The organism is Steroidobacter agaridevorans (genome assembly GCF_009932555.1).
Taxonomy (GTDB): domain Bacteria; phylum Pseudomonadota; class Gammaproteobacteria; order Steroidobacterales; family Steroidobacteraceae; genus Steroidobacter; species Steroidobacter agaridevorans.
Map to the genome: position 1 here is coordinate 10,668 of NZ_BLJO01000006.1, position 26,762 is coordinate 37,429.

Consider the following 26,762-nt stretch of genomic DNA (forward strand, 5'->3'; position numbering starts at 1 on the left):
ACGACGCGCCGAAACGTTGGTGCGAGATTTACTGGTGCAGAACGCGCGAAGCCCTCCCTCGCATATGACGAGAGAGGGCTCACGACAAAGGTCGTCAGATCGGCTTGTACGTCAGCACCACGAAGCTATTCGGGTGATAAACCTGCTTCTCCGCTCCGCTCGCATCCTTCGTGGTGGTCGAATCGGCCGTCACGAAATACAGGTTCCCGTTGCGCTCATCCATGTACATCATGCGGGCTTCGACTCGCGTCGTGACAGTGCCGAGCACGGTGAACTGATCCGGCCCCTTCTGCTGAATCACGGTCACGAAGCCGTCGTTACTCGATGTAACGATCCGCTGGCGCTTCTCATCGATGCCGATGCCGTCGATGCTCGGGCCGATCGCGACGGTCGCGCTCACCTTGCCGGTGGCCGGGTCCACGGAGAACATTTGCGGGTTGTCGCCGACACAAGCGGCGATGATGCGCTTGGTCCTCGCCTGCCAACGCGTCTTGGAAACATTGCAGGGCACCTGCCAGCGCGCGCTTTCCTTCAGCGTCTTGGAGTCGAGCTTCAGGATCAGGTTGTCCTTGCGGGCCGGCGCGTAGATGTTGCCGGCGCCGTCGATGGCTGGATCGTCCATCTTCTTGAACGGGAAAGTCGTCGTCTTCAGCAGCTTGCCGGTCGCGGCGTCGAGCGTGTACCACGTGGACTGCGCCGGGCGCGTGCCAGTGATGAAATGCACCTGCTTGGTCGCCGGGTCGTGCACACCACTATTCAAGCCACCGTCTTTATCGAGCGCCAAACGCTGGATCGGTTTCAGCGTCTGCAGGTCGATGCTCAACAGCGAGCCATCGGTGTTCGCCACATAGCCTCGGTTGTACTGAGGCAGCAGCAACGGACCATTGGCGCCCTTCGAGTTCTCGACCGTCGCGATCGCCTTGTTCTGGTCCACGTCGAACACGGTCAGGCCATCCACATCGCGCGCCAGGAACAGGCGAGCGGTGCCCGGCTGCATCTTGATGTAATCCCAGCCGCTGTCGGTGCTGGGCAAGCTGACCGCCGACTCCAGCTGGTAAAGCAAGCCGGCCTGGTCGGCGTGGGCCGCAGCCGTTGCGCCAAAGGCAACAGCCCCGGCGAGCACCAATGAACCTAAACGCATCGCATACTCCGCGTGACGGGAAAGCGCGGCAGTATGCGTTCGGCAGGCTGATAATTGACTGACGGTGCGGAGCGAATTCCCCTCCATGGCCATGTCAACGCCGGCCGCCCGCGAAAAATATGAATAAGGCGAACCCCTAAAATGTCCAGGCTGCGGACTGATCGCCTCTTTGCCGAAACCTCTTCTTCTTATACTCCGGCGCATGACAGCCCTGCTGGCCAAGGCGATGCGCACGCTGGTCGATCTACTCCACACCGAGCATGGATACGCGCGGATCTTCCACGACCAGGACGGTTTCAGCTACGAGCTGCACAGCTACCGGCACACGCCGGTGGTTGATCTCTTCACGCGCATGTTGGGCTATGAGTCCGCCGATCACGCGACCGAAGCGGCTCGCGAAACCCTTTCGGCCATTCACGCCAGCCCGCGTGGTCGAAGCAACAAGGGTCGCACCCGCGGCCGCCGCAGTCCTCCGCCCGAAGCCACTCAACTGATCCTGCCCGTCGGCGTCTGCTGATCGTCAGACAGTCGCAGTCTTCAGCAACGACCGATACCACAACCCGCTGCGCTTCAAAGTCCGGCGCAGAGTCGCGTAATCCACGTGCACGATGCCGAAGCGCTTGCGATAGCCCTCGGCCCACTCGAAGTTATCCATCAGGCTCCAGACGAAGTAGCCCCGAACGTCGACACCGTGCTCGATCGCTTCCGCCACGGCGAGCAGGTGCGACTCGATGTACTGGCGTCGCTGCTCATCCTCGATCCGCCCGTCCACCAACTGATCGCGATACGCCGCGCCGTTCTCGGTGATGTAGATGGGCGGCAGCTGGTAATCGCGCTTCAATCGGAGCAGTAAATCGCAGAGGCTGCGAGGCGCAACCTCCCATCCCATATCGGTGACGGCTGCGCCGCTTGAAGCCGGCGAGGCAGGATTGGAGCTGCTGGACACGGTCGGGTGGTAATAGTTGATGCCGACGAAGTCGCACGGCTGCGCGATCAACCCTGCATCGCCAGCTTGGACCACCGGCGCATCGGCGCCGAGATGCTCGACGATATCGGTTGGATATTGGCCCTTGAACACGGCATCCGTGTACCAACGGACCAGCCGTCCATCTTCGAGCCGCGCATGATGCGCGTCGAGCTCGGAATCCGTAGCCGGACGAACCGGCGACATATTCAACACGATTCCCACATCGGCTCTGACACCAGCCGCGCGGATCGCCTGCATCGCCAGTCCATGACTCAGCAACAAATGATGACTGGCCTGGTACGCGACGCGACGGTCCTTCACACCCGGTGCGAACACGCCGCGCTCGTAGCCAAGCACCGCCGACACCCAAGGCTCATTGTGAGTTGCGATGGAAACGACGCGATCGCCCAGGCGACGCGAGATCACCTCCGCGTACTCGGCGAATCGATAGGCCGTGTCGCGCGCCAGCCAGCCGCCGTTCAGACGTTGCAGCTCGGCCGGCAAATCCCAGTGATACAGCGTCGCGTAGGGCCGAATGTTTCTTTCCAGCAAGCCATCGACCAGGCGCTCGTAGAATTCGATGCCGCGCTCGTTGTATGCGCCCTGCCCTCCGGGCTGAACTCGCGGCCAGCAGATGGAAAAGCGATAGGCGGTGACGCCGAGATCGGCGATCAAATCCAGATCCGATTCGAGCCGGTGATAGTGGTCGCACGCCACATCGCCCGTGCCGCCATCCGCGATGGCGCCAGGCACGCGACAGAAGTCGTCCCAGATCGACGGCCCCTTGCCGTCGGCGCGCGCCGCGCCCTCGATCTGAAATGCGCTGGTGGCCACGCCCCAGACAAAATCGCTGGCAAAACGCCGACGCAGCTCGGCTACCGGTAATTGCTCGATCATTCGCTCGATCTTCATTCTTTGGCAGGCGCCGCGGTGGACTCACGCACGATGAGCTCGACTTGCGGCAAGGAAATATCCGGCTGCTCACCTTGCAGCATCTGAAGCATGGCCGCGCCCGAGCTTTCACCCAGCACGCGGATCGATTGACGCACCGAGGTGAGCGGCGGCACTCGATAAGACGAGGAATGCAGGTCGTCGAAACCGACAACGGAAACGTCGCGCGGACAATTCAAGCCGCTGCGATGGAGGGCCAGGCACGCGCCGTAGGCCGTTTGATCGTTCACACAGAACAGTGCGCTGAATTTATTGCCCGACTTGAGCAGCCGCAGGGTCGCCTCGACACCGCCTTCTTCGTGGAAGTCGCCGGGCACGACCAGCTTCGGATCATGTGCAATGCCCGCATCGGCGAGCGCGCGCCGATATCCCTTGAAGCGTAACGATGCGTCCGGGTGATCGAGAATGCCGGCGATGAACGCGATGCGCCGATGCCCGAGCTCGATTAAATGCCGGGTTGCAAGCCAGGCGCCCCGCTCGTCATCCACCTGCAAGCTGAAAATGTTCGGCGCCTTCAGACTGCGGCCGCTCACCACCAGCGGCACTTGCTTCGCATAGCTGGCCAGCTGGCGATCCTGCAAGCGGCCGGAGAAAATGATGATGCCGTCCACGCGCCGGGACAGCAGTTCGGCCATGCACCGTTCCTCGTCCTGCTCATCCCAATTGCCGCTCATGAACAGCGCCGTGTAGCCGCGCTGCTGCAGGTAATCTTCGATGCCTCGCAAGCCTTCGCCGTAGAACGGGCTGTCGATGGCCTGGGTGATGACGCCGATGGTGTTCGATTTCCCCAGCGCCAGTCCGCGCGCCGCGGCGTTCGGCCGGAAATTGAGCTTGGCGATGGCCGCCTCGACCGCGTCCTTGCGTTCCGGGCTTACCTTCGCAGTGCCGTTGATGATGCGCGATACGGTCGCAATCGACACGCCAGCTTCCTTCGCCACCATTTCCAGCGTGGGCGGGGAATCCGGCAAGGCGGTCGTAGCGCGCTTCCTGGCGTTGTTGTCAGCTCGCTTGCTCATCGTCGTGCAGTGAATTTCATATTAATGCGCATCCATGCGCCCGGAAATTCGGGTGTCCCGCCCCTCAGGCAGTCATCAAGTCGCTTTCCAGCTGCTCGAGCGTGCGGCCTTTGGTCTCAGGCACGAGCAGCACCACGAACAGCAGCGCCGCGGTGGCGAACAATGCGAATGCCAGAAAAGTGCCGCCCGAGCCCAGGGTGGACAGCGCCCAGGGGAATATCATTGTGACCGTGGCGCTGACCAGAGCGTTCGAGAATCCTGCCACCGAAATGGCGGCCGCGCGCTGTTCGTTCGGAAATATTTCCGAGAGCAGCACCCACATCACCGGCCCCAGCGAAATCGCGAACGAGGCGACGAAGCCGATGATGGCGATCAACACCAGGCGAGCGTTGTAACTTTCCTGGCTGAAGGCCCAGCTGATCGCGAACAAGGACAGCGCCATGCCCGCGATGCCCACGATCAGCAGCGGCTTGCGCCCCAGCTTGTCGATCAGCCAGATCGCGACGAAGGTCATCGCCACGTTCACCACGCCCACCATGACAGCCTGGCGGAACGCGTCGTCCACGCCGCCGCCGGCCTGAGTAAAGATCGTCGGCAGGTAATAGAAGATCGCATTGATGCCCGTGATCTGCTGAAAGAACGCCAGGCCGAGCGCGATGATCATGATCTTCCGCACGCGCGTGTCGAACAGGCCGCGAAAGCCGCGCGACACTGCTTTCATCGTCAGGCTGCGCTGGATCTGTTCCAGGTTTTCCTGCGCCTGCTGTTCGCCCGCGACTCTGCGCAGCACGGCGAGCGCCGCCTCATTTTGACCTTTCAGCAGCAACCAGCGCGGACTCTCTGGAACGAACCACAACAGAGTGAAGTATGCGAGCGCCGGCACCATCTGCACGCCGAGCATGTAGCGCCAGTTGTGCTCGCCCAGATCCAGCAGGAAATAGTTCGAGAAGAACGACGCCGAAATGCCGATCACGATCATCAATTGATTCAACGACACCAGGCTGCCGCGCTTGTCGGCCGGCGCGATCTCCGCGATATAAACCGGCGCAATCAGAATCGCGCCGCCGACCGCCAGGCCGCCGACGATACGAGCGGCGACGAAGCTCGGGAACGAAGTAGCGGATGCGGCCAATAGCGAGGACATGACGAATAACAACGCGGTGCCGAGCAAAACCCGCCGCCGCCCGAAACGATCGCTCAACGGACCCGCGATGGCATTGCCCGCCATCGCGCCCCAGCCGAGGCTGCTGACCGCAAAGCCCAGTTTCAAATCGCCGCTCGCGCCGCTGAGCGAGAAATATTCCTTGATGAACGGCACGACGCCCGAGATCACGGTGGCGTCGAAACCGAGCAGGAATCCGCCGATCGCGACCGTCAGCGCCACGAATCCGATGTTCAACTTGCCTTGCGACATGTGACTCGCCGATGTTTTTAATCGTCTTTTGCCGTGAGGCGATCAATGTTAGCGATAACTATGACCGCTTCCCCCCAACTTCGCCAGCCAGCGCGCAACAGCCCGCTTGCCGGATCGCTCGGGAGCATGCTACCGTAAATTGTAAGCGCTTACATCCGGTGTTTACTGGTCATCGGCCGGACGCCCAGCGCAACAATAATTTTGGCGACGAATGGACATCGGGGGTAAAAGTCGTGAGCGATCGCGCATTTCATGGCAATAAAGTAGCGCGTGCTATCTCGTTGATTCTCGGAACGGCGGTCGCACTACCCGCCTTCTCTCAGCAAACCACCGAGCTCGAAGAGGTCGTGGTCACCGGCATCCGCGGCAGTCTCACTTCATCGATGGAGTTGAAGCGCGACTCGCAGGGCGTGATGGACGGCATCGTTGCCGAAGACATCGGCAAGTTCCCGGACACCAACCTGGCCGAATCCATGCAACGGGTCAGCGGCGTATCCATCGACCGCTCGCTCGGCGAGGGTTCGAAGGTCACGGTGCGCGGCGTCGGCCCGGACTACAACCTGGTGTTGTTGAATGGCCGCCAGATGCCCGCTTCGGCACTGGCAGAGACCGGTGCATCGGCATCGCGCGCGTTCGATTTCGCAAACCTCGCTTCCGAATCGATCTCGGCGATCGAGGTGTACAAGACCAGCCGCGCAGCGACGCCCACCGGCGGCATCGGTGCGACGGTCAACATCAAGACCGCGCGCCCGCTCGACAATCCGGGGCTGCACACCAGCTTCGGCGCCAAGGGCGTGATGGACACGTCCGTGGACAATCTGCCGAACAGCCTGAAAGGCGATTCCATCACTCCCGAAGTTTCCGGCATCTACAGCCAGACCTTCGGCGACGACAAGTTCGGTATCGCGCTCAGCGCGAGCTATCAGGAACGCGATTTCGGCTTCAATCAAGCGTCGGTGGGCAACGGCTGGAAATCGTTCGCCGGCGACGAGAACAACTGGGGCACCATTCCTCAAGCCGGCGCGCCGGGCTCGGAGCGCATCACCAATCGCCCGGATGCGACCGACACCTACTCGGTGCCACAGAACCTGGGTTACAGCGTCAACGGCGTGGAGCGTAAGCGCACCAACGGTCAGCTGACCTTGCAGTACGCGCCTACCGATAGCATCACGACGACGCTCGACTACACGTACTCCGAGAACAAGATCGCGCAACAGCGCAACGAGCTCTCGGTGTGGTTCAACTTCGGCCCGTCGACCAGCACCTGGACGGACGGCCCGGTGGCCGCGCCGCTGATCTACTCGGAAGCCATCGATGCCGTCGCGGCTCCGTCGGATCTGTCCATGGGCGGCGCCAAGTTCGCCACCAAGAACGAAAACAATTCGGTCGGCTTCAACGTCGAGTGGCGCGCCACCGATCGCTTCGGCCTGGAATTCGATTTCCACGATTCCAGCGCCGAATCGGGCGCCGACAGCCCGTACGGTTCGAACGCAGTACTCGGTGTTGCGGGCTTCTTCCGTGGCACGACCACAGCGGACTTCTCGAAGGACTTCCCGGTCATCAGCGTGCAGCTGCCGCCCGGCATGAGCGCCATCGATCCTTCCCGCACCGAAGTCACCGGCTCCAGCTTCCGCAACAGCTACATGAAGACGGAGATCCAGCAGGCACAGCTGAGCGGCAACCTGGATTTCACCGACGAGTCACGGCTCAACTTCGGCGTTGCGTTGACGGATCTGAAGAACCGCTCCGCCTATTCCAACGTGCAGCTGGATACGTGGAGCAGCAACGGCGACGCGGGCGCTTATCCCGACGACGTGTGGCGCGCAGATACCGTGCGTCAATACTTCGACAATATTGGCGGCAGCGGCAATCCGAACCTGTTCAATCAGTTCTTCACCTTCGATTTCGAGACCGTGCGCAACATCGCCGCGTCCGTCGGCGGCGAGCAGAACTATCGCGCCTCGCCGATCTTCCAGGTCGACCGCCGCGTCGAAGAAGAGTCGCAGAGCGCCTTCGTGCAATACAGCCAGGAATGGGAATGGGGTCTGCCCATGCAGGGCGCGGTGGGGCTGCGCTATGAGAAGACGGATGTGACTTCGCGCTCGCTGGTGCCGACGATCACGGGCATCAATTGGGTCGCGAACAACGAGTTCCCGTTGGTGCTCGGCCCGGGCATCTATGAGCAGCTCGAAGGCGATTACGACTACGTGCTGCCGAGCCTCGACTTCGCCGTCGACCTGACCGACAGCGTCAAGCTGCGCGCAAGCTACGGTCAGAGTATCGGCCGGCCGCTGTGGGATCAGATCCAAGGTGGCCGCACGGTCGACCAGATCGTCCGCATCAACGGCGGCACCGGCAACCAGGGCAATCCCAAGCTGAAGCCGCTGGAATCGGAAAACATCGACCTCTCGCTCGAATGGTATTACGCCGACGCGAGCTATCTGTCGGTGGGTTACTTCCGTAAGAACATCGACAACTACATCGGCACGACGCTGGAAATGCAGACCCCGTACGACATCCACCATCCGGGCCAGGGCGCGTATTTCCAGGAAGCCGTCGCCAACGCCTGTCCGACGGCGGAGCTGACCTGCGTCCGCAATTACATCTTCGCCAACCACAATGGCGATCCGGGCGTGCGCCCCGATCCGAACAATCCGACGAATCCGATCATTTCCGGCCTGCCGGGCGATCCGATCGTGTCGTTCGCGATCAAGGTGCCGGCAAACCAGCAGTCCGCGTCCCTGGATGGCTGGGAGCTCAACGTTCAGCACATGTTCGGCGCCACCGGCTTCGGCGTGTCGGCGAACTACACGCTGGTCGACTCCGACCTCACGTACGACAACTACAACCGCGGCGAACAGTTCGCGCTGGAAGGCTTGAGCGATGCGGCCAACGTGGTGGCGTTCTACGAGAACGACAAGTTCCAGGTGCGCGCCGCGTACAACTGGCGTGACGAGTTCCTCGCCGCACGCTTCGACGGCGGCGGCTTGCCGAACCCCGTCTACACCGAGGCGTACGGTCAGCTCGACGTGAATGCCAGCTACAACTGGAATGACAACCTGACCTTGATGGCCGAGGCGATCAATCTCACCGACGAGATCTATCGCCAGCACAGCCGTAACTCTCATCAGGTGATCATGGTCCAGCAGACCGGTCCGCGCTTCATGGTCGGCGCGCGCTACAAGTTCGGCAATTAGGCCGAGCCTGCACCGAAGCTGCAGGCAGGAAAAGCCGCTGTTTCCCCCAGCGGCTTTTTCCTTTTAAAGGCATTATTGAGCGATGGCGGAGATCCAACACATCCTGATCGTGGGTGGCGGTTCGGCCGGCTGGCTGACCGCCGGCGTGCTCGCGGCAGAGCACCGCTCGCGCTCCGGCCCGACGCTGCGAATCACCCTGCTCGAGTCGCCGAACATCGGACCCATCGGCGTCGGCGAAGGCACCTGGCCGACCATGCGCGACACGCTGAGAAGCATCGGCGTGACCGAGACCGACTTCATCCGCGAATGCGACGCCTCGTTCAAGCAGGGCTCGAAGTTCCAGCAATGGGTCAGCAATCGACAGGACGATCGTTACTTCCATCCTTTCGTTCTGCCGCACGGCTATAGCGAGACCAATCTGGTCGCGGGCTGGCTGGAACGACACGCCGATGTGCCTTTCGCCGACCTGGTGAGCTTTCAGCCACACCTGTGCGCGCGTGACAAGGCGCCCAAACAAGTGGCGACGCCCGAGTACGCGGCGGTCGTCAACTACGCCTATCACCTCGACGCCGGCAAGTTCGGTCTGTTCCTGCGCAAGCACTGCGTCGAGCAGCTCGGTGTGCATCACGTGCTCGATCACGTCATCGGCATCGACACGCACGACAACGGCGACATCGCGTCGCTGCAAACCAAAGAGAACGGCGCTATTGCCGCCGATCTCTTCGTGGACTGCAGCGGCATGCAGTCGCTGTTGCTCGGCCAGCATTACGGCGTGCCGTTCAAGTCACAGAAGCATGTGCTGTTCAACGATTCGGCGCTGGCGATCCAAGTGCCCTATCAGAACGACGACAGCCCGATCGGGTCGCAAACCGTCTCGACTGCGCAAAGCAACGGCTGGATCTGGGATATCGGCCTGCCGACACGGCGTGGCATCGGCCATGTGTATTCGAGTGCGCACACTTCAGACGAAGCCGCCGAGCGCGAGCTGCGGACATACATCGAGCGCACGGGCGGGCAGCAGGGCATGCCGTCGCCGCGCAAACTAACGTTCAACCCGGGCTATCGCGAAAAGTTCTGGCATCGGAACTGCGTGGCGATCGGACTGTCGGCGGGATTCATCGAGCCGCTGGAAGCATCGGCACTCGCGCTGGTCGAACTTTCCGCTGCGATGTTGAGAGATCAGATGCCGGCAACTCGCGCTGCGATGGACATCGTCGCCCGCCGCTTCAACGATGCCTTCAGCTACCGCTGGGAGCGAGTCATCGACTTCCTGAAGCTGCACTACGTGCTGACCCAACGGACCGATTCGGATTTCTGGCGCGACAACTGTCGCCCCGCTTCCATTCCCGAGCGCCTCCAGGAACAACTGACGCTCTGGCGCCATCAGCCGCCGTCCCGTTACGATTTCCATCGCATCGAAGAAGTGTTTCCATCGGCCAGTTATCAGTACGTCCTGTACGGAATGGGCTTTCGTCCGGATCGCGCCGGCGCCTCGCGACGCACCGATGACGCCGACCGGGCCGATGGTTACTTCCGTGAAGCAGCCGCATTGACGAGCAAGATGCTGGCCGCACTACCCACGAACCGCGCGCTGATCGATCACATCAGGCGCACCGGCCTATCGAAGATTTGACGCGCTATGAGCAAACACGTCCTGCTGAACAACGTCGACCACAAAGACCTGCGCGTGATCACGACGCGCAGCGCCGAGTACGGCGACAACGTCATGCTCGCGGCCACGTTCCCTGGAGAGTTCCGCAACCTCCAGGCGCACTACCCGATCGTGTTCCGCAAGAACGCGCAGGGGCAGTTCGAACCCGTGGCGTTGCTGGGCTTCAAGGACGGTCAGAACCTGTTCCTTGGCAAGCAGGGCTGGGATGCGACGTATATTCCGATGACTATCGAGCGCCTGCCCTTCCTGATCGGCTTCTCGCAGGACCGTCAGCCGATGATGCACATCGATCTGGACAACCCGCGCGTCAGTCGCACGCAGGGCGAACCGATCTTTCGCGAGTTCGGCGGCAACACCGAGTTCCTGGAACGCATGAATTCGCTGCTGCTCGCCATCCATCAGGGCCTCGCCGCCAACGAGCCCTTCATCGGCGCATTGCTCCAATATGAGCTGCTCGAGTCGTTCGTGCTCGACATCCAATTGAACGACGGCTCGCAGAACCGCCTGGCCGGCTTCTACACCCTCAAGGAAGAGCGCCTGCTCGACCTGAACGGCGCGGTGCTGGAACGATTGAATCGTGCCGGGCATCTGCACGCCATCTATATGGCGATCGCTTCTGTTTCCAACTTCCGTGCGCTGATCGAGCGTGTGAACAAGCTCAATGCTGACGAGCGCTAAAAGAATCCCGGAGATCACTGGCGTCGATCCGCGCGCGCTGCCGGACGACGTGCTGCTGTCGACGCAACCTGTCGTGCTCAAGGGGCTGGTCGCCGATTGGCCGATGGTGCGCGCCGGACTGGAATCGAATCGGTCCGCGGTCGCCTACATCCGCAAGTATTATCGTGACGCGACGGTGGGCGCGCTGCTCGGCGCTCCGGAGATCGAGGGCCGGTTTTTCTATAACGAAGACCTGAGCGGCTTCAACTTCAAAGCGGTCAAGCTGAAGCTGGATGTCATGCTGGATGAAGTCGAGCGTCACAAAGATGCGGCGAAGCCGCCCGCCATCTATGTCGGCTCGACGACCGTCGACACATGTCTTCCTGGGTTCCGTGGCGAGAACGATCTCGGCTTCGGCGAGCGGCAACCGCTCGTCAGCATCTGGCTTGGCAATCGCACGCGCATCGCTGCCCATCACGACCTGCCCGACAACATTGCGTGCGTGGCCGTCGGTCATCGACGCTTCACGTTGTTTCCGCCCGAGCAGTTGGAGAATTTGTATATCGGGCCACTGGATTTCACGCCCGCCGGCCAGGCCATCAGCCTCGTGGACTTCGCGAAGCCGGATCTGCAGCGCTTTCCGAAGTTCGCTGCGGCAGCCCGTCACGCGCAGGTGGCCGAGCTCGCTCCCGGCGATGCGATTTTCATTCCGAGCATGTGGTGGCATCACATCGAGGCGCTCGACAGCCTCAACGTGCTGGTGAACTACTGGTGGCGCCGGTCGCCGGCGTTCATGGACTCACCGATCGGCGCGTTGATGTACACGATCATGACCGTGCGCGATCTGCCGAAAGAGCAGCGTGACGCCTGGTTCAACCTGTTCCGTCACTATGTCTTCGAGGCGGACGAGCAAACCGCCGCTCACATTCCAGAAAACGCGCGCCGCGCCTTGTCGCCCATGGACGCCGACATCGCCCGCGACATTCGCGCGCGGCTGCTGCAAAGATTGAATCGCTAGGGGAATCGCATGACCAGCAAACGCATCCAGAAAATCGTCATCGCCGGCGGCGGCACCGCGGGCTGGATGGTGGCCGCCGGTCTGTCGCGAACCCTGGGCAAGGCGCTCGACATCAAGCTGGTGGAGTCCGATGAGATCGGCACGGTCGGCGTCGGCGAAGCGACCATTCCGACGTTGGTGACATTCCATCGCCTGCTGGACATCAACGAGCAGGAGTTCCTGGCCGCGACCCAAGGCACGTTCAAGCTGGGCATCGGTTTCGAGAACTGGCGCGACGTTAACCAGAACTACATCCATTCGTTCGGCACCACCGGCAAGGACCACTGGACCGCCGGCTTCCAGCATTTCTGGCTCAAGGGCCGTCAGCGCAATCTCGCCGGCGACTACGGCGATTACTGCGTCGAGCTGAAGGCCGCGCTCGAAAACAAGTTCGCCCATTTGCCACGCGGCGGCATGAACTACGCCTTCCACATCGATGCGGGCCTTTACGCCAGGTTCCTGCGCAAGTTCAGCGAGGGCTATGGGGTCAAGCGCATCGAAGGAAAGATCACCAACGTCCTCACGCACGACGACACCGGCTTCATCAAAGCCATTCGCCTGGACTCTGGCGCCGAGATCGAAGGCGATCTGTTCATCGACTGCACCGGCTTCCGCGCACTGCTGATCGGCCAGACGCTGCACGAGCCGTACGAGGATTGGTCGCACTGGCTGCCGTGCGACAGCGCCGTCGCCGTCCAAACCGAATCCGTCGGTGAAGCCGTTCCACTAACTCGCTCCATCGCGCGTGAGTCGGGATGGCAGTGGCGCATTCCGCTGCAACATCGGGTTGGCAACGGCATGGTCTATTGCAGCCGTTACATCAGCGACGAGCAGGCGAAGCAGTCGTTGCTCGCCAACATCGAAGGCAAGGTGCGCACCGAACCGCGAGTGATCAAGTTCAAGCCGGGCCAGCGCCGGCAAACCTGGGTGAAGAACTGCGTCGCCGTCGGACTCGCGAGCGGCTTCATCGAGCCGCTGGAGTCGACCAGCATTCATTTGATCGGCCGCAGCATCATCCGTCTGCTGCAGATGTTTCCAGGCACCGAGATCAATCCGAGCGACATCGAGGAATTCAATCGCCAGACGGTGGCGGAACTCGAGCACATCCGCGACTTCATCGTCCTGCATTACCACGTCACCAACCGTCAGGACACGCCGTTCTGGAACGCCTGCCGGACGATGGAAATCCCCGCCTCGCTACAACATCGCATCGACCTGTTCCGCGAGACCGGCCGCGTCTTCCGCTTGCAGAACGAGCTGTTCGCCGAGAACTCCTGGATCCAGGTGATGCTCGGCCAGGGCATCGTGCCCAAGCAATATCATCAAGTCGCGGACCTGATGGGCGACGTGGAGCTGTCGCGCTTCCTGGATCAGATCAAATCGCAAGTCGACAACACGGTGCTACAGCTGCCGAAGCATCAGGCGTACGTCGAGCAGTACTGCAAGGCGACTGTTTGAAACAGCGACTCGGGCATCCTGCCACTCGCGCTGTGGCGCAGAGGGGAAAAGGCGCGACTTTTCCCCCTGCGCTCGCCGCCTGCGGCGGCGGGCACATCCCTGTGCCTGGGGTGGCATAACTAGCTACCTATCGGCGCTCTGCCCCTCGTGCAGCCGCTCGATCTCCGCCTCCGAACAACCGGCGCTTTCGAGCACGGCGCGAGTATGTTCGCCGAAGCTGGGGGCGGCGAACGGAGCCGGGCCCGGTGTGCGATCGAATTTGATGGATCGAGTCAGGCCGCGATACTTGCCGACCAGTGAATGATCCAGGGTGCTGACCATCTCCTCCGCCAGCACCTGCTCGTTGTCGAAAACATCTTCGATGGCTCTGGCCGCCGCGCACGGCACTCGATCGCCGAAGTGCGCTTCCCATTCCAGCGCCGTGCGTTCGTGCAAAGCTTCGTGCAGCTTAGGCACGATCTCGGCCGCATGCTGGGCGCGCTTGCGAACCGAGTCGTAACGCTCGTTTTCTGCCAGCTCCGGCAGGTTCACTTTCTCGCACAGCGCTCGCCAGAAGTGCGGCGTGTTCGCGGAGATATACAGATACCCTTCGCGCGTCGGATGCAAACCCGTGATGCCGCCTGAGCGGAAATCACGACCGATGTCACGCGGCTCGCCATCGACCCACACGAGTCGCGCGGACTGCATGGTCAACGCGCTTCTTAACAGCGAGACGCCGACGAACTGTCCCCGGCCGCTGCGTTCACGCTCATAGAGCGCGGAAGAAACACCGCCCGCCAGCAACGCTGCCGCGTAGTAATCGACGACGGAGCCGTAAATGATTTCAGGCGCCCCACCGCGCTTGCCTTGCAGCGTGCACATGCCGGTCATGGTCTGCAGCACCTGGTCGTAGCCGGCCTTGTCTTTCAGGGGACCTTTTTCGCCATAGCCCGTGACGGCGCAATAGATCAGCCGCGGATTGATCTGCGACAACTGATCGAAGTCGATGCCCAAGCGCTTGGGCACGCCCGGGCGGAAGTTATGCACGAGCACGTCGGCCGTGCGCACGAGGCGCAACAGCGCAGCCAATCCTTCCGCCTTCTTCAGATCGAGAGCGACACCCAGCTTGCTGCGATTGATGCCGATGAATGCGCGGCTCTCGTCCTCCAGTGTCGAAGGATACTTGCGCAAGTTGTCGCCGTCGGGCGGCTCGATCTTGATGACGCGCGCGCCTTGGTCGGCCAGCAACGTGCAGCCGTAGGGACCTGCGATGTACGCGCTCAGATCGAGCACGGTGACGCCGCTCAATGGCCCGGCCGGGCCGGCGCGCTCGGGCAGCGTCGATTTAGGTGTGGTCGCCATAACTCGAAATCGGTGATCCTTCCCGTTCAGTCTCGCCCAAGTGTCGTCGTGTGGGCGCCAAACAGGAAGCCACTCGCCCTATCCTCAAACATCACAAATTCTGCGGTCATGCCGGATCGCTCCATGACACCTGCATCCAGGTCAGCCGCCAGGCGCCGTCCTGTCGCCCGCCGGTCGCGAAATATGGCGTGAACGTCAGCGGCTTGCGCCCCTGCGAGTGCAGCCGAAGCTCCGGCCCCGACGGCGCATTCACGAGCTCGACCGCCTGCTCCAGCGACTCTCGATGCATGAGCAGGGTTTCCGCGCTCTTGAATCCGTCGATCAACGGCGTAGCAAAAACCAGCGGCCCGTGCGTCAACGCCAGATAGTCATAGTGCATGACCTCCTGAGCGACGGGCGCGCCATCGGGCGCTCGCGATTCCTGTACGCTGAAACTCGCGCGCTGATGAATCTGGGACTGCAGGGGAATATTCAGAACCAGCTCATCACCGCTGCGCCATTCCCGATTCACCGTGAGGAATTCGCCCGCACCGATGCCGGGAACCGACGCGCCATTGATTGTCGCGTCCACCCGACCCGCCCACGAGGGAATACGAACCCGCAAGCCGAAGCTGGCTGAATGTTCGGGATCGACTCGCAATCGCACGCGGCCATCGAACGGATAGTTCGTGATCTGCTCCAGGCGGACGCGTCCAGCCGCTTCATTCGCGAGCGTCGCATGCCCCGGTCCTAGCAGATTCACGCACAGGCTCTGCCCCTGCTTCGCATAGGCGATCGCCGACAGTTCCTCCAACGCCATCGCGCCGCTGGACTTGCAGCAGCGCCAATAGGTCGTGTGCACACGCTTGCCGTTCGGGAACTGGTAGTAGCACCAGTCTTCGCCATTGGGAGCCGCCGCGCCGAGCAAGTCGTTGTACGCGGTCCGCTCGATCTCTTCGGCGTAACGCGCTTCACCCGTGATCGTCAGCAGCTCGCGATTCAATTGCAGCCACGCCAGGACAGAGCACGTTTCGACGTACGCGTGAGGACTGAACACACTGGGATGATTGAAGACTTCGCGCGAGCGGTGCCCGACGCCGCCCCAAGGTCCGCCGCCCAGCGTCAAGTGATGCTCGCGAATCGACTGCCACAGTCGCGTCACGACAGATGCGTACCGCTCATCGCCCGTCGCTCGATACAACTTCGCGAGGCCGACCAGGTTCCAGCACAGCTGATAAGCCTTGCCCGTCGCGATTTCTGCGGCATCTGCGCCAGCCAGCGCCTGCGAGATCAGCCGCAACTCCGGGCGAGCCTCGGCTTGTTCTACGATTCGCGTTGCCAGCTCAAGATAAAGCTTGTCGCCGGTGGCGAAGTACAACTCCACTGCCGGATCGAGCAGCACCGTCGCGGACATGCCGAAGTGATTGCCAAGCTCGGTGATGTCGATTTCACCCAGCGTCAGCGCCCGCCAGCAGAGCTCGCCAATGCGACCCGCGGCCCCGACGTATTTCTCATCGGGGAAGTATTTGTGGACTTCTAGCAAGCCCAGGATGAGATAGCTATGAGTCCAGATATCCCAAGTGCGCAGGCTCGGCGCGCCGTCCCACGTCCGCAGAGGCGGCTGCTGTTTGCGAGTGAAGCGACGGTCGAGTGCGTAGGTGCCGAGATAACCTTCCGGTGTCTGAACGCCGACGAGGAAGTCCGCCACGTGCAGCACGTTCTCGCGAAGGTCGCGATCACCGCTGCGATGAGCCGCTCGCGCCGCTGCGTACAGCCATTTGCCCGCGTGCTCGCCGTACCAATCGCCTTCGTAGTTCTGCTCGCGATGCTTCGGATGAAATAAAGCAATCGCCGGACTGTGCTCGTCGACGATGAAGCGGCTCAGTCGGCCCAATGCATTGGCCGTCAATGCTTCGCCGAGGACACCGCCGAGCGCAACGTCCGCCGGATCTGCAAACTGCATGAGCGCGTTGGGCACAGCGAATCAGCCTGCGTCCACGACGCAGCGGAAGCCCAGCATGCCCGCGCGATCTTTCGAAGGCGCCATCAGCAGATACTTGCCGTGCTGATCGAGCTGGTACGCCTGAGGAAAGTACCAGTGCGACGTTTGCGGCTGATAAGAGCTGCCACCGCGCAGTGCGGCGGCACGCGTGTGCTCGTCGTAGAACTCACTCGTCCATTGCCACACGTTACCGACCAGATCCATGACTCCAAACGGGCTCGCTCCCTGCGGATGGGCGTCTACGTCGGCAGGCACGGGCATCTCGCGCTCCTTGCTCTGCGTTGGCATGTTCGACGTGTTCCAATCGTTGCCCCACGGATAGAGGCGGCCATCGGCGCCCTGCGCGGCGTACTGCCACTCCCACTCATGCGGCAACCGCTTACCGGCCCAAGCAGCATAGGCCCGCGCATCCTCGATCGACACCCACGTGACCGGCTTCTTCTCCCAACCTTTGCGTGGCGCGCCGTCGACCCAATCGCGCAGGAAGTTGTGCGCGTCCTTCGGCCGGTATCCGCTCGCGTCCAGGAATTTCTTGAACTGCGCATTGGTCACCGGATATTTGTCGATGTGAAACGACTTGACGTGCATGCGATGCCGATGGCTGCGACGCGCCGAGTTCTCCCACGGGTACTGGAAATCCAAGCCCTTCCAGGTATAGCCCTCGATCTCGATGCCGCCGACGACGAAGTCGAAATCCGCGGCTGGAATCGTGACCATGCCCTCGGGGGCGGCGGCGGACGGCTTGGTCGGTTCGATCTCCACCATCTTTTGCGGAATCGCCTGCCAGACATTCGATAGCGACTGCAGCGGCACCTCGTTGTACTTCTTCATCTGCGCGAGCAACGCATCGAGACCTTCGACGCTCGCACCGCTCTCGAGTGCAAGGACCGCACCGTAGCCGCGCGTTTCCAACGTCAACGAAATGTGAGCCTGACCGTCGACGATGCGTGGCGAGAGGCGCGTGCCGTTCCACAAGTCGTAGTAAGTCCGGCCTGCAACGTGCGGCACGACGAGCTGTTCGCCGAACATGTCGTACTCGTTGCGATTGACGATGCTCCACAGCGTCTTGGTCGTCGATGGGAACTTGCTCGCGAACACGCCTTGCTGGAGCGTCAGCGCGTACGGCTCCCAATCCAAGCTCACAAACAGCTCGGAGAACTTGCGCAACAATGTCGACAGGCGACGCAGCGCTTCGCCATCGCGCGCCGTGAACTGATTCCACACACCCCACACGTTCTCCCAAGCGACATAGCCGATGCCGTTGAAGAACATGTAGTGGAAATCGTCGGTGCGATCTCGCGCCCAGCGATTCTCGATGTTGATCACATGGCGCGGCTCGAGCCACTTGAGCTTGCTCACCGCGGGAATGATTTCGATGGATGCCCTGCCCCAGCTCTGGTTGTTCCACATCAACTGCTCGTCGGCATAGGGCACCGACTCGGGCTGGAACGCGAGCGGATGACCGATGGCCTCGGACGCCACACGGAACGAGCGCGGCACGCCATTGTATGTATCGCCGTTCACACCATCGGCGCCAACCAGCTTTGCCAGCCTGGCGACTGCTTCCCAGTCGGGCACGCCTTCACTCTTGGTGCCGTTATCCCACGCCATGGTCGGCAGAAACACTTTCACGCCGCGACGGTGAAAATCCGCAATCGCCTGCTTCAATCCTTCCAGCCCGCCGGGCAGATCGCTCGCCAGCGCGGTTTGATTGCGATCGTCGATGCCGATGTTGGTGTAGACGTACCAGATGAGCACGCTATCGATGCCGCCGAAGCGGCGCTCGAGGTCGTCGAGATACTTGTCGACGGTGTATTTGCCGGCGACCGGATCGTAGAAATAACGATCTTCGACCATCATCTGCGTGTGCACGATGTTCTTCTGCGTCCACGCGAACTCGGGGCGACGATACTCCGAGTCGTCGTAACCCATGCGAATCAGATGCTCGTGCCGCCACACCTTCATCTCGGCGAGCCAGACCGGCACGGCGCCCGTCACATCGATGCGCCATTGGCCGATGTTGATCATGGGCCAGCCCGGCGCTTTGCCCGGCGTCGGCAAATGGGCGCCAACGGTGTGCGGAAGAGCGTACTCGCCGACTTGAGTGACGGGAGCGCGTTGCGGCTTCGATTTCATGAGTTCGAACAGGAATGTTGAGACAGAAAATCCAGGAGCTCGGCGTGCGTCGGGATGCTCGACTGCGCGCCATGTTTGGTGCAGGCCAGAGCGCCGGCGGCGTTTGCCCAGCGCAGCGCTTGCGCCATGTTCATGCCTCGATCCAGCGCCGCGACCAGCACGCCACAAAAAGTATCACCCGCTGCCGTCGTGTCCACCGGCATGACTGCAAAGGCATCTTGCATGATCAGTTCGCCATCGACACGTGCGCAGCAGCCGCGATCGCCGAGGGTTACGACGATGCACGGCACGTCGATTCGTTGCATGCATTGTTCGATGCTGCCTTGATGGGCCGCGACGGTTGCGAGCTCGCCTTTGTTGACCACCAGCACGTCGAGCAGCTCGAGCAACTCATCGGGCAGCGCTCGCGCGGGCGCTGCGTTCAGCACGACTCGCACGCCCCGCTTTCGCGCCTCTCGGGCGTAGGCGATGACCGTTTCGATCGGCGTCTCCAACTGCAGTAGCAGATGATTGCAGCCATCCAGCGACGGCAGGTGCTCGCCGCGCAGAGCATTGTTGGCGCCGGGCGCGACAGTGATTGCATTCTCGGCATCGTCCGAAACACAAATGAACGCCGTCCCCGTCGGCCGATCCTCGACACGCACCACGTGCATCTGCACGCCCGCCGCGAGCAGCGAAGCCTCAATCGGTTTTGAGAAAGGATCGTTGCCAAGGGCGAGCAGCATCTGCGTCGCAGCCTGTCCGGCGCGCGCACAAGCGATGGCTTGGTTCGCCCCCTTACCGCCCGGATACGTTTTGAAATCGCGCCCGAGCACGGTCTCGCCCGGCGCCGGGATGTGCGACGCCTGCACCACGAAGTCGAGATTGGCCGAGCCGGCGACGAGGATCATGACGCGCTCACTGCACCAACGATTGATAAACCAGAGTGTAAAACCGACCGCTGAGCTTGGGAGGCTCGACTGGCGAGCCTTCCGGCAGATGTTGCATGAACAGCATCGCAATCAGTCCTTCGCGCGGATCGATGGTGAAGTACGTCGACGCCGCACCGAACCAGCCGAAGTCACCGACGCTGCCCACGCGGGCTCTCCGAGCTGGATCGATCGCGACAGAGCCGCCCAGTCCGAAACCTTCGCCGGGCCGGAACTCGAGTTGCGGCGGTTCGAGAGTGCCGAGCTGATTGGTCATCATCAAGCTCACGGTCTCGCGGCTGAGGATGCGGACGCCTTCGAGCTCGCCACCCTCTAGCAGCATCTGAGCGAAGCGCAGATAGTCCGCCGCAGTGGAGTAAAGGCCGCCCGCGCCACTGAAATACAGATTGATCGCCCGTCCTGGCTCGACGCCGGCATACGTCGCCGAAGGGATCAGCCGGCCGGCAGCATCGGTCGCCGTCATCTGCGCAATACGATGGCGCTGGCTCACCGGGACTGTGAAGCCTGTGTCTTGCATGCGCAAGGGCGCGAAAATGCGCTCTTGCAGATAGCGATCGAACCTCTGGCCCGACCACACTTCGACCAGGCGGGCCAACACGTTGGTATGCACGCCGTCATAGTTGAACAGCGCTCCTGGATCGGCGGCCAGCGGCACCTGGCTCAGCATGCGGACGTAACTCTGCAAATCCGTCGCCCGGTGTAACTCCGCGCGTTCGATCAGCCGCATGGCCTCCGGCGGTGTCTGCTCGCCCCCCGCGAGTCCGGCAGCATGCACAAACAATTGGCGAATCGTCATGGGGCGCTTTGGCGCCCGCAGCTCCGGCGCATCGGCCGTGCCACCGGCGAGCACCCGCACCTCGCCGAACTCGGGCAGATACTTGCTGACGGGATCGTCCAGCTGAAACTTGCCCTGCTCCATCAGCATCAAGGCCGCCACCGACGTGATCGGCTTGGTCATGGAGTAGATACGGAAGATGGCATCGGGCTCGAGCGCGTCCGGTGAGCCGAGCTCGCGTCGTCCATGCGCTTTCCAGGAAACAACTTTTCCGTGTCGCGCGATCAGCGTGACCGCGCCCAAGTACTGTCCCTTGTCGATAGCCGCCGCGACGAACTTATCGGCGGAGCTTCCCTCCGAAAGAGCTGGCTGCGCGAACAGCGCTATCAAAGCCAGAGCCAACCAGCTCCCGTGGGCCGCCGCGCGGGCGGGGGGAACGCCCGCACGGCTCTTTGACATGGCCCGTCTACCTTCCGGCCTCAAAATTTCATCGTGTAGGTCAGCGAGGTCACTCGACCGCGGCCCGACCAGTAATTACGGAAGCCCGGCACCTGCGACCAGCTCAGCACATAGAACTTGTCGGTGACGTTCTCCACGCCGAGCGTCACCAGGCTCTTGCCGAACTGATAGTTCGCGCCGAGATCGAACAACGTGTAGCCGCTGGTGTGCTCTTCACCCGGACGGCCTTCGTTCAAATCGCGACCGAGATAAGTCGTCGAACCCACCGTCACATCGCCCGCTTCGGTGAACTGCCAACTGAACGACGTGCCGATCTTGTCCGGGCTGATGTCGTTCACGCCCATCTCACGATCGAGCGGACCGGTATCGATCGTGCGCGTCTTGCCTTCGGTATGCGAGTACAAGGCCGTGGCCCGCAGCGTGTCGGTGATCTTGAATTCGCTGCTGAACTCGTAACCTTTGATCTCCACCGGTCGGCGCAACATGACGAAGTCTTCGGATCTCGGATCGACCGCGAGCGACACACCCAAGTCCGAATCGGACTCGTAGTACGACGCGCCGAAGCTCACACGCGAACCACGCCAGTTGAAGCCTACTTCGGTGTTGTCCACCACGACGGGCTGCAGATCGAGAATGCCAGCCACCGATTGCCGCGGATCGTTCGGGCAACCATCGGGCTGCGTGCCTTCGGGATTGTCGTTCGAGCACTGCACGTTACGCAGCGGGATGCCGACGTTGGGCAGCGTGAAGCCCTTGCTATAAGAAATGAACGTCGACAGGCCCGGCACGATGCGCCAGACGACGCCGAAGTTCGGCAGATTCTCTTCATAGCTCAGCGTGCCGCCATCGACCGGCCGACGATCGCGGAACCAGGTGGTGACGTAATCGTCGACCTCCAGCTCGCCATCCTCGCGGCGAATGCCGCCACTCAAGGTCACCGGACCGATGTCATAGGAGAGCTGGGCGAATGGCGCGATGCTGGTGTATTGCATCGGCGGCACCCACACGCGATCGGTGAGCGCGAGGCGCTGTTCCGCCACGTCCTCGGTCCAGTCGACGCCGGCGTTCAGCTCCAGACCGGTGACCGAGAACACATCCGAGTGCGCCCATCCGGTGCGCAATCCTTTCTTCTCGGTGTGAATTTCGGACTGATCGATCAACGTGCCGAGCGGCGCGAGCAACGGGTCCTGACGATCCGGACCGTCTTCCGCAACATACCGCATCGCCTGCTCGGCGCGATACGCGTTGACGGTGAGCGAGCCGCCCAACAAATTGCTGTGGGTATAGGTCAGGCTTTCCTGATCGAAATCGTTGAACTCGGCCTTGGCTCCGAGCGGCCTGCCACGCACCGAGGTGTTCGTCACGCCCGTGGTGCGGTCGCCATCGACCAGGATGTAATTGCCCTTGGCCGCGATGTTGAAGCGGCTGACGCTCAGCTGCAGGCGCTGGTCGTTGCCGATATTGAGGCCGCCCTTGAAGAACAGATTTTCGGCTTCGGAATCCGCGACCGAGCCGCTGGTGTTCAAGCCGATGGCGCGGCCATTGCCGTCGTAGGTCATGCCACGATCCACATAGGACACGGCGGCGAGCACATCGAAACGGTCCTGCTTGTGAGTCAACGTCGCGCCGATCTTCCAATCGTCGCCGTCGTTTTCGAACTGGCTGCTGTAGCGCGCCGTCAAATCCACTTCCGTGCCTTCGACGGTGGGCGAGCGCGAAATGTAATTGATGATGCCGCCCGCCGCGCCGATGCCTTCAGCGGCCGAAGGACCATTGATGACTTCGATGCGCTCGACGATGCCCATGTCGGTGAACGTGCCGCTGCGAGTACCTTCGCGCAACGGCGAGCCCTGCGGCACGCCGTCGAACAGACGCAGCGGGATGCGGCCACGCAACGTTTCACCGGTGTTGCTCATGGCCTGCGAGGATTCGGAATAGCCCGGCACGGTGCGCGACAGCACCGCTGTTGCATCCAAAGTCACCGCCTGGGTCTGGGCGAGCTCCGCTTCACCGATGACGGTGATGGCGCCCGGAATCCTGTCGACCGACTTGGGTACGCGCGTACCGGTGACGATCACCTCGGCGATCTGATCTTCGGCGCCGGCTGCGGTGTCCTGACTCTGAGCGCCGGTAGCGACCGACGCGAGCAGCAACGAGCTCAAACTGGTCGCAAGCGGGATGCGACGCCCCATATAGTTTTTCATGACTCCCCCAAATTCCAGACCAGTGCTTAAGAGCTGTTGTGAGTGCGCTTACGCGATGGGAGTCTGTGCCAACGGGCGACGAAACCAATCCGGGCGGACTATATTCAGACGTTACTTTTTATTACTTGTGCTCGCCGCTTCCTCGACGAAAGCGTTGACCAGCCGGATCCGCACTGAGGCGCGCGACCAAACGATGCCGATGCGCCGCGGCTCCGAGGCATGCGGCAAAGGAATACGCACCAGTTTCAAACCCTCCGGCCACGGCCTGGCCCAGTCCGGCACCAGCGACACACCCAGACCGCGATCCACCATGACAGCGATGGCATTCAATGCATTCAGCTCGAAACGCTCGCGCGGCGTGATGCCCACCATGCGCAGGTACTCATCCGCCTTGCGGCCGCCCCATTGATTGCGGTCGTAGCGCACCAGCGGTTGCGTTGCCAACAATTCATGCGGATCCCGACCGGCCATGCTTTGCGGCGCGAGCACGACCAGCGGCTCTTCACGCAATTGCAGCCAGCCACAACTCTTGTGCAAGGTGAACGGCGCTTCGAGCACGACCGCCGCATCCAGCTCGCCTTTCTCGACGGCGCGATACAAGTCCGCCGAGTAACCCGGCTTGATGAACACACTGATCTGAGGAAAGCGCGCAACGATGCGCGTGAGGATGTCGGGCAACACCCCCGTCAGCGCAGTGGTGCCAGCGCCCAAACGTAGCTCACCCGCGACACCTTCATCATTCGCGACGGCCTTCAAATCTTCGGCGTCTCGTAGCAGCTCGCGGGCGCGCTCGAGGATTCGAGCACCCGCTTCGGTGACGCTGACCGTGCGGCCGGCGCGAGCGATCAGTGCCTGGCCGATCTGCCGTTCCAACGTGCGAATCTGCTGAGCGACTGCGGCCGGCGTGATGTTCAGCAAGCGCGCGGCCGCAGCCATCGAGCCGTTGTCGACGACGGATACGAAGGTGCGAAGGAACTGCGTATCCAAGCGGCTACTCGTTCTGCATCAATGCCGCGCCCGTCGGGCGGCTGCGCTCACCGAAAATCGTCAATCCTTCCAGCGCCTGCGCGCTCGGCGCCGGGAAGAACAAGCTCGCGACGTAGCCGATGCAAATGCACAGCAAGATGGAAATGGCCAGGTAGAAATAGGGGTGGACCAGACTCATGGACCACGCGAACGTAGTTATCACGATGCTCGTGCCGATGCCAATGGCCACACCCTGCCAGTTCGCGCGCCGCGTGAACATGCCCAAGGTATAAGCGCCGGCGAAGCCGCCGCCCAACAAGCCGGCCAGCTCGATCGAGACATCGAACAACGAATGGATGTCATAGCGCGACAGGAGCAACGCCAGGCCCATGCCGGCCAGGCCCGTGACCACCGTCATCCATTCGGCAAAGCGCACGCTCACCTTCGGGTCGGGGTTCTTGACCAGCTTTTCATAGAAGTCCACGGATGCAAGCGTCGCGACGCTGTTCATGATGCTCGACAGTGTGGCCATGGCGGCCGCCAGAATGCCCGCGATGATCAGGCCGCGCACGCCCATCGGCAACTCCGCCGCAATGAACAGCGGAAAGATGGAATCGATCGGCAGCAGCGGGTTCAAGCGCTCCGGATGCGTCTTATAGAATGCATACAATGCGGTGCCGACCATGTAGAACATGAAGCCGCCGGGGATCATGATGGCGGCGAACGTCCACACCGACCGGCCCGCTTCCTTGGCCGACTCGGTCGACAGCACCCGTTGCATGAGCACCTGATCCTTGGGGAAGGTCAGCACCACGTCGAACAGCACCAGGAACACGAAGCCCCACACCGTCGCCTTGGTGAGATCGAAGCTGAAGTCGAACAGCCTGGTCTTGTCCTCGGCCGCGGCAATCGCAGCCATCTCGCCGAAGCCGCCTTTCACCATGAAGGCGATGAACAGGATGGCGAACACGATGCCGCCCATCTTGACGATGAGTTGCACGAAGTCGGTCCAGATCACCGCCTTCATGCCGCCCATGGCGGTGTAGATCATGGTGAACACGCCCATGATCAGAATGCTCCATTCCACGGCGATGCCCGTGGTCGTCGCAATCGCGAGCGACGGCAGGAACATGATCACACTCATGCGCGCGCCGATCTGCATCAGGATGCACAACGCGCTCGCCAGCGTGCGAATCATCGGGTGAAAGCGCGTTTCCAGATAGGTGAACACCGACATGAGATTGAGCCGGCGGAGCAGCGGTACGATCCACACCGCGACGAACATCAGCCCCAGCACCGCAATCAGGTTGTTGGTGAGATATTGCCAGTTGGTCTCGAACGCTTTCGCCGGGATGGCGATGTAACTGATCGAGCTGGTGTTGGCGGCATACAAGCTGACGCCGGCGGCCCAGAACGGAATCTTGCGCCCGCCGACGAAGAAGTCCGACGTGGAGTTGCGCTTCTCCTTCAAATAGAAATACATGCCCATGCCGATCATGGACGCCAGGTAGGCGACGATCATCACCCAATCCAGCGGCTGCAGCAGCAGGTTGGTCGAGCGGACCTGGCCGGAGCTCAGTTGCTGTGTGCCGTCTTCGCTGGTGCGTAACCACACCAGACCGTTTTGCCAACCGGTGGCCAGGGCCTGCGCAGCGTTTGGCGTTTCGGCAAGGGTGGCCCACGAGCCGGTGATGGTATGGAACGTGACGATGGCACTCGGCGTCGCGCTCGAAAGATAGAGCACATGCGCCTGGCCCAATGCACTGGCCGATTCGGGCACCAGCGCCGCGGGCGCCGCGCCTCGATCCTTCCAGCCCTCGTCCGCTTTCCATTGCAGGATCCGATCGACCTGACCTTCACCGCCGCGCACGGCAATCAAGAGCGAGTTGATCTGCTCGACCGCAGAAGTGACTTCATCCGCTGCACCCGGCCACGCGCCATGAGTGATCCAGGTCGGGCTGACGGCACTGAGATCGATCTCAAAAAAGCGACGGCCTCGATTCGAATCCAGACCGAAGAGCCAGACCTTCGCGCCGGCAACGGCGGCATGGGCAGAGAACAGCGGCTCGGGGAGCGGAGGAATCGCGGCCTGCGCCTGGTCGATCAGTGAGAATCGCTCGATACGTTCGACGCGACCGTTCGCGCGCGAGCCTCCGAGCACATAGGCCACCTGTCCATCGCCGGCGACACTGACGACAGAACCGTCGTCCGATTCGCGCAATCGACGCCAGGACTGCTGCCCTGGATCGAGCCGCCAGGTGCCCGACGCGCCCCAGCCGACCAAGGTGTCGCCGATGGCCGTGAGATGGGCGATCGATTCGGGCGCCGCAGGCAGCGACGCGATGTCGAGGCTGACCAGATTTTCGGCTCGCGTCGGCGCGGTGCCCGCAAGCCCCAGGAGCACACTTATTAATAGGAGCCGGACGGCGCGAATCATTGTC

At 62.1% G+C, this 26,762-nt stretch carries 18 protein-coding genes; 6 read left to right on the forward strand and 12 right to left on the reverse strand.

Annotation, left to right across the window (positions count from 1 at the left end; translation table 11 throughout):
• Nucleotides 1-94 precede the first annotated feature (94 nt).
• The gene (locus GYH35_RS21070) at nt 95-1,141 is read right to left on the reverse strand and encodes a YncE family protein (RefSeq protein WP_161829429.1); all 1,047 of its coding nucleotides are present in this window, start codon (nt 1,139-1,141) and stop codon (nt 95-97) included.
• Nucleotides 1,142-1,343: 202 nt separating this feature from the next.
• On the opposite strand from GYH35_RS21070, the gene GYH35_RS21075 reads away from it, so the two are divergent.
• A complete protein-coding gene (locus GYH35_RS21075) occupies nt 1,344-1,658 on the forward strand; it encodes a hypothetical protein (RefSeq protein ID WP_161810662.1) in 315 nt (104 codons plus the stop codon).
• A 3-nt stretch (nt 1,659-1,661) separates the two neighbouring features.
• Here the strand turns inward: GYH35_RS21075 and GYH35_RS21080 are convergent, their stop codons facing one another.
• The 3 genes from GYH35_RS21080 to GYH35_RS21090 all read right to left on the reverse strand — a co-directional run bounded on the left by GYH35_RS21080 (nt 1,662) and on the right by GYH35_RS21090 (nt 5,489).
• Nucleotides 1,662-3,005: a GH1 family beta-glucosidase gene (locus tag GYH35_RS21080; RefSeq protein ID WP_161810661.1), complete on the reverse strand. Its 1,344-nt coding sequence runs from the start codon at nt 3,003-3,005 to the stop codon at nt 1,662-1,664.
• Between the two features lie 11 nt (nt 3,006-3,016).
• Complete coding sequence (locus GYH35_RS21085; RefSeq protein WP_161810660.1) at nt 3,017-4,075, reverse strand: LacI family DNA-binding transcriptional regulator; 1,059 nt, start codon at nt 4,073-4,075, stop codon at nt 3,017-3,019.
• A 64-nt stretch (nt 4,076-4,139) separates the two neighbouring features.
• Entirely contained in the window at nt 4,140-5,489 is a 1,350-nt protein-coding gene (locus GYH35_RS21090; RefSeq protein ID WP_161810659.1) for a sugar porter family MFS transporter, read from the reverse strand.
• 233 nt (nt 5,490-5,722) lie between these two features.
• On the opposite strand from GYH35_RS21090, the gene GYH35_RS21095 reads away from it, so the two are divergent.
• From GYH35_RS21095 to GYH35_RS21115, 5 genes are all read left to right on the forward strand, one after another.
• Nucleotides 5,723-8,686, forward strand: a complete 2,964-nt coding sequence (locus GYH35_RS21095) for a TonB-dependent receptor (protein ID WP_202624466.1) — start codon at nt 5,723-5,725, stop codon at nt 8,684-8,686.
• An 82-nt stretch (nt 8,687-8,768) separates the two neighbouring features.
• Nucleotides 8,769-10,319: a tryptophan halogenase family protein gene (locus tag GYH35_RS21100; protein ID WP_161829431.1), complete on the forward strand. Its 1,551-nt coding sequence runs from the start codon at nt 8,769-8,771 to the stop codon at nt 10,317-10,319.
• Between the two features lie 6 nt (nt 10,320-10,325).
• Nucleotides 10,326-11,036, forward strand: coding sequence for a SapC family protein (locus tag GYH35_RS21105; RefSeq protein WP_161810656.1), 711 nt, complete (start codon nt 10,326-10,328; stop codon nt 11,034-11,036).
• Nucleotides 11,020-12,033, forward strand: a complete 1,014-nt coding sequence (locus GYH35_RS21110; protein WP_161810655.1) for a cupin-like domain-containing protein — start codon at nt 11,020-11,022, stop codon at nt 12,031-12,033. The genes GYH35_RS21105 and GYH35_RS21110 overlap by 17 nt, the downstream gene beginning before the upstream one ends.
• 9 nt (nt 12,034-12,042) lie before the next feature.
• On the forward strand, nt 12,043-13,530 hold the full coding sequence (locus GYH35_RS21115; RefSeq protein ID WP_161829432.1) for a tryptophan halogenase family protein: 1,488 nt from the start codon (nt 12,043-12,045) through the stop codon (nt 13,528-13,530).
• Nucleotides 13,531-13,653: 123 nt separating this feature from the next.
• On the opposite strand, the gene GYH35_RS21120 is transcribed toward GYH35_RS21115, so the two are convergent.
• The 8 genes from GYH35_RS21120 to GYH35_RS21155 all read right to left on the reverse strand — a co-directional run bounded on the left by GYH35_RS21120 (nt 13,654) and on the right by GYH35_RS21155 (nt 26,758).
• Complete coding sequence (locus tag GYH35_RS21120) at nt 13,654-14,871, reverse strand: CaiB/BaiF CoA transferase family protein (protein WP_161829433.1); 1,218 nt, start codon at nt 14,869-14,871, stop codon at nt 13,654-13,656.
• 106 nt (nt 14,872-14,977) lie between these two features.
• The gene (locus tag GYH35_RS21125; RefSeq protein WP_202624467.1) at nt 14,978-16,828 is read right to left on the reverse strand and encodes a glycoside hydrolase family 127 protein; all 1,851 of its coding nucleotides are present in this window, start codon (nt 16,826-16,828) and stop codon (nt 14,978-14,980) included.
• Between the two features lie 6 nt (nt 16,829-16,834).
• On the reverse strand, nt 16,835-18,988 hold the full coding sequence (locus GYH35_RS21130; RefSeq protein WP_161829434.1) for a formylglycine-generating enzyme family protein: 2,154 nt from the start codon (nt 18,986-18,988) through the stop codon (nt 16,835-16,837).
• Complete coding sequence (locus GYH35_RS21135) at nt 18,985-19,878, reverse strand: ribokinase (protein WP_161810650.1); 894 nt, start codon at nt 19,876-19,878, stop codon at nt 18,985-18,987. The genes GYH35_RS21130 and GYH35_RS21135 overlap by 4 nt, the downstream gene beginning before the upstream one ends.
• Before the next feature lie 7 nt (nt 19,879-19,885).
• Nucleotides 19,886-21,094, reverse strand: a complete 1,209-nt coding sequence (locus tag GYH35_RS21140; RefSeq protein WP_161829435.1) for a serine hydrolase domain-containing protein — start codon at nt 21,092-21,094, stop codon at nt 19,886-19,888.
• 77 nt (nt 21,095-21,171) lie between these two features.
• Nucleotides 21,172-23,355, reverse strand: coding sequence for a TonB-dependent receptor (locus GYH35_RS21145; protein WP_161810648.1), 2,184 nt, complete (start codon nt 23,353-23,355; stop codon nt 21,172-21,174).
• A 111-nt stretch (nt 23,356-23,466) separates the two neighbouring features.
• The gene (locus GYH35_RS21150; RefSeq protein ID WP_161810647.1) at nt 23,467-24,342 is read right to left on the reverse strand and encodes a LysR substrate-binding domain-containing protein; all 876 of its coding nucleotides are present in this window, start codon (nt 24,340-24,342) and stop codon (nt 23,467-23,469) included.
• A gap of 4 nt (nt 24,343-24,346) precedes the next feature.
• Nucleotides 24,347-26,758 (reverse strand): sodium:solute symporter, encoded by a 2,412-nt coding sequence (locus GYH35_RS21155; protein ID WP_202624468.1) that lies wholly within the window; start codon nt 26,756-26,758, stop codon nt 24,347-24,349.
• Nucleotides 26,759-26,762: the final 4 nt, after the last annotated feature.

Coding starts and splice junctions, on each gene's coding strand:
- GYH35_RS21070 (WP_161829429.1), bottom strand. CDS start 1,141: ATGCGTTTAGGTTCATTGGTGCTCGCCGGGGCTGTTGCCTTTGGCGCA.
- GYH35_RS21075 (WP_161810662.1), top strand. CDS start 1,344: ATGACAGCCCTGCTGGCCAAGGCGATGCGCACGCTGGTCGATCTACTC.
- GYH35_RS21080 (WP_161810661.1), bottom strand. CDS start 3,005: ATGATCGAGCAATTACCGGTAGCCGAGCTGCGTCGGCGTTTTGCCAGC.
- GYH35_RS21085 (WP_161810660.1), bottom strand. CDS start 4,075: ATGAGCAAGCGAGCTGACAACAACGCCAGGAAGCGCGCTACGACCGCC.
- GYH35_RS21090 (WP_161810659.1), bottom strand. CDS start 5,489: ATGTCGCAAGGCAAGTTGAACATCGGATTCGTGGCGCTGACGGTCGCG.
- GYH35_RS21100 (WP_161829431.1), top strand. CDS start 8,769: ATGGCGGAGATCCAACACATCCTGATCGTGGGTGGCGGTTCGGCCGGC.
- GYH35_RS21105 (WP_161810656.1), top strand. CDS start 10,326: ATGAGCAAACACGTCCTGCTGAACAACGTCGACCACAAAGACCTGCGC.
- GYH35_RS21110 (WP_161810655.1), top strand. CDS start 11,020: ATGCTGACGAGCGCTAAAAGAATCCCGGAGATCACTGGCGTCGATCCG.
- GYH35_RS21115 (WP_161829432.1), top strand. CDS start 12,043: ATGACCAGCAAACGCATCCAGAAAATCGTCATCGCCGGCGGCGGCACC.
- GYH35_RS21120 (WP_161829433.1), bottom strand. CDS start 14,871: ATGGCGACCACACCTAAATCGACGCTGCCCGAGCGCGCCGGCCCGGCC.
- GYH35_RS21130 (WP_161829434.1), bottom strand. CDS start 18,988: ATGAAATCGAAGCCGCAACGCGCTCCCGTCACTCAAGTCGGCGAGTAC.
- GYH35_RS21135 (WP_161810650.1), bottom strand. CDS start 19,878: ATGATCCTCGTCGCCGGCTCGGCCAATCTCGACTTCGTGGTGCAGGCG.
- GYH35_RS21145 (WP_161810648.1), bottom strand. CDS start 23,355: ATGAAAAACTATATGGGGCGTCGCATCCCGCTTGCGACCAGTTTGAGC.
- GYH35_RS21155 (WP_202624468.1), bottom strand. CDS start 26,758: ATGATTCGCGCCGTCCGGCTCCTATTAATAAGTGTGCTCCTGGGGCTT.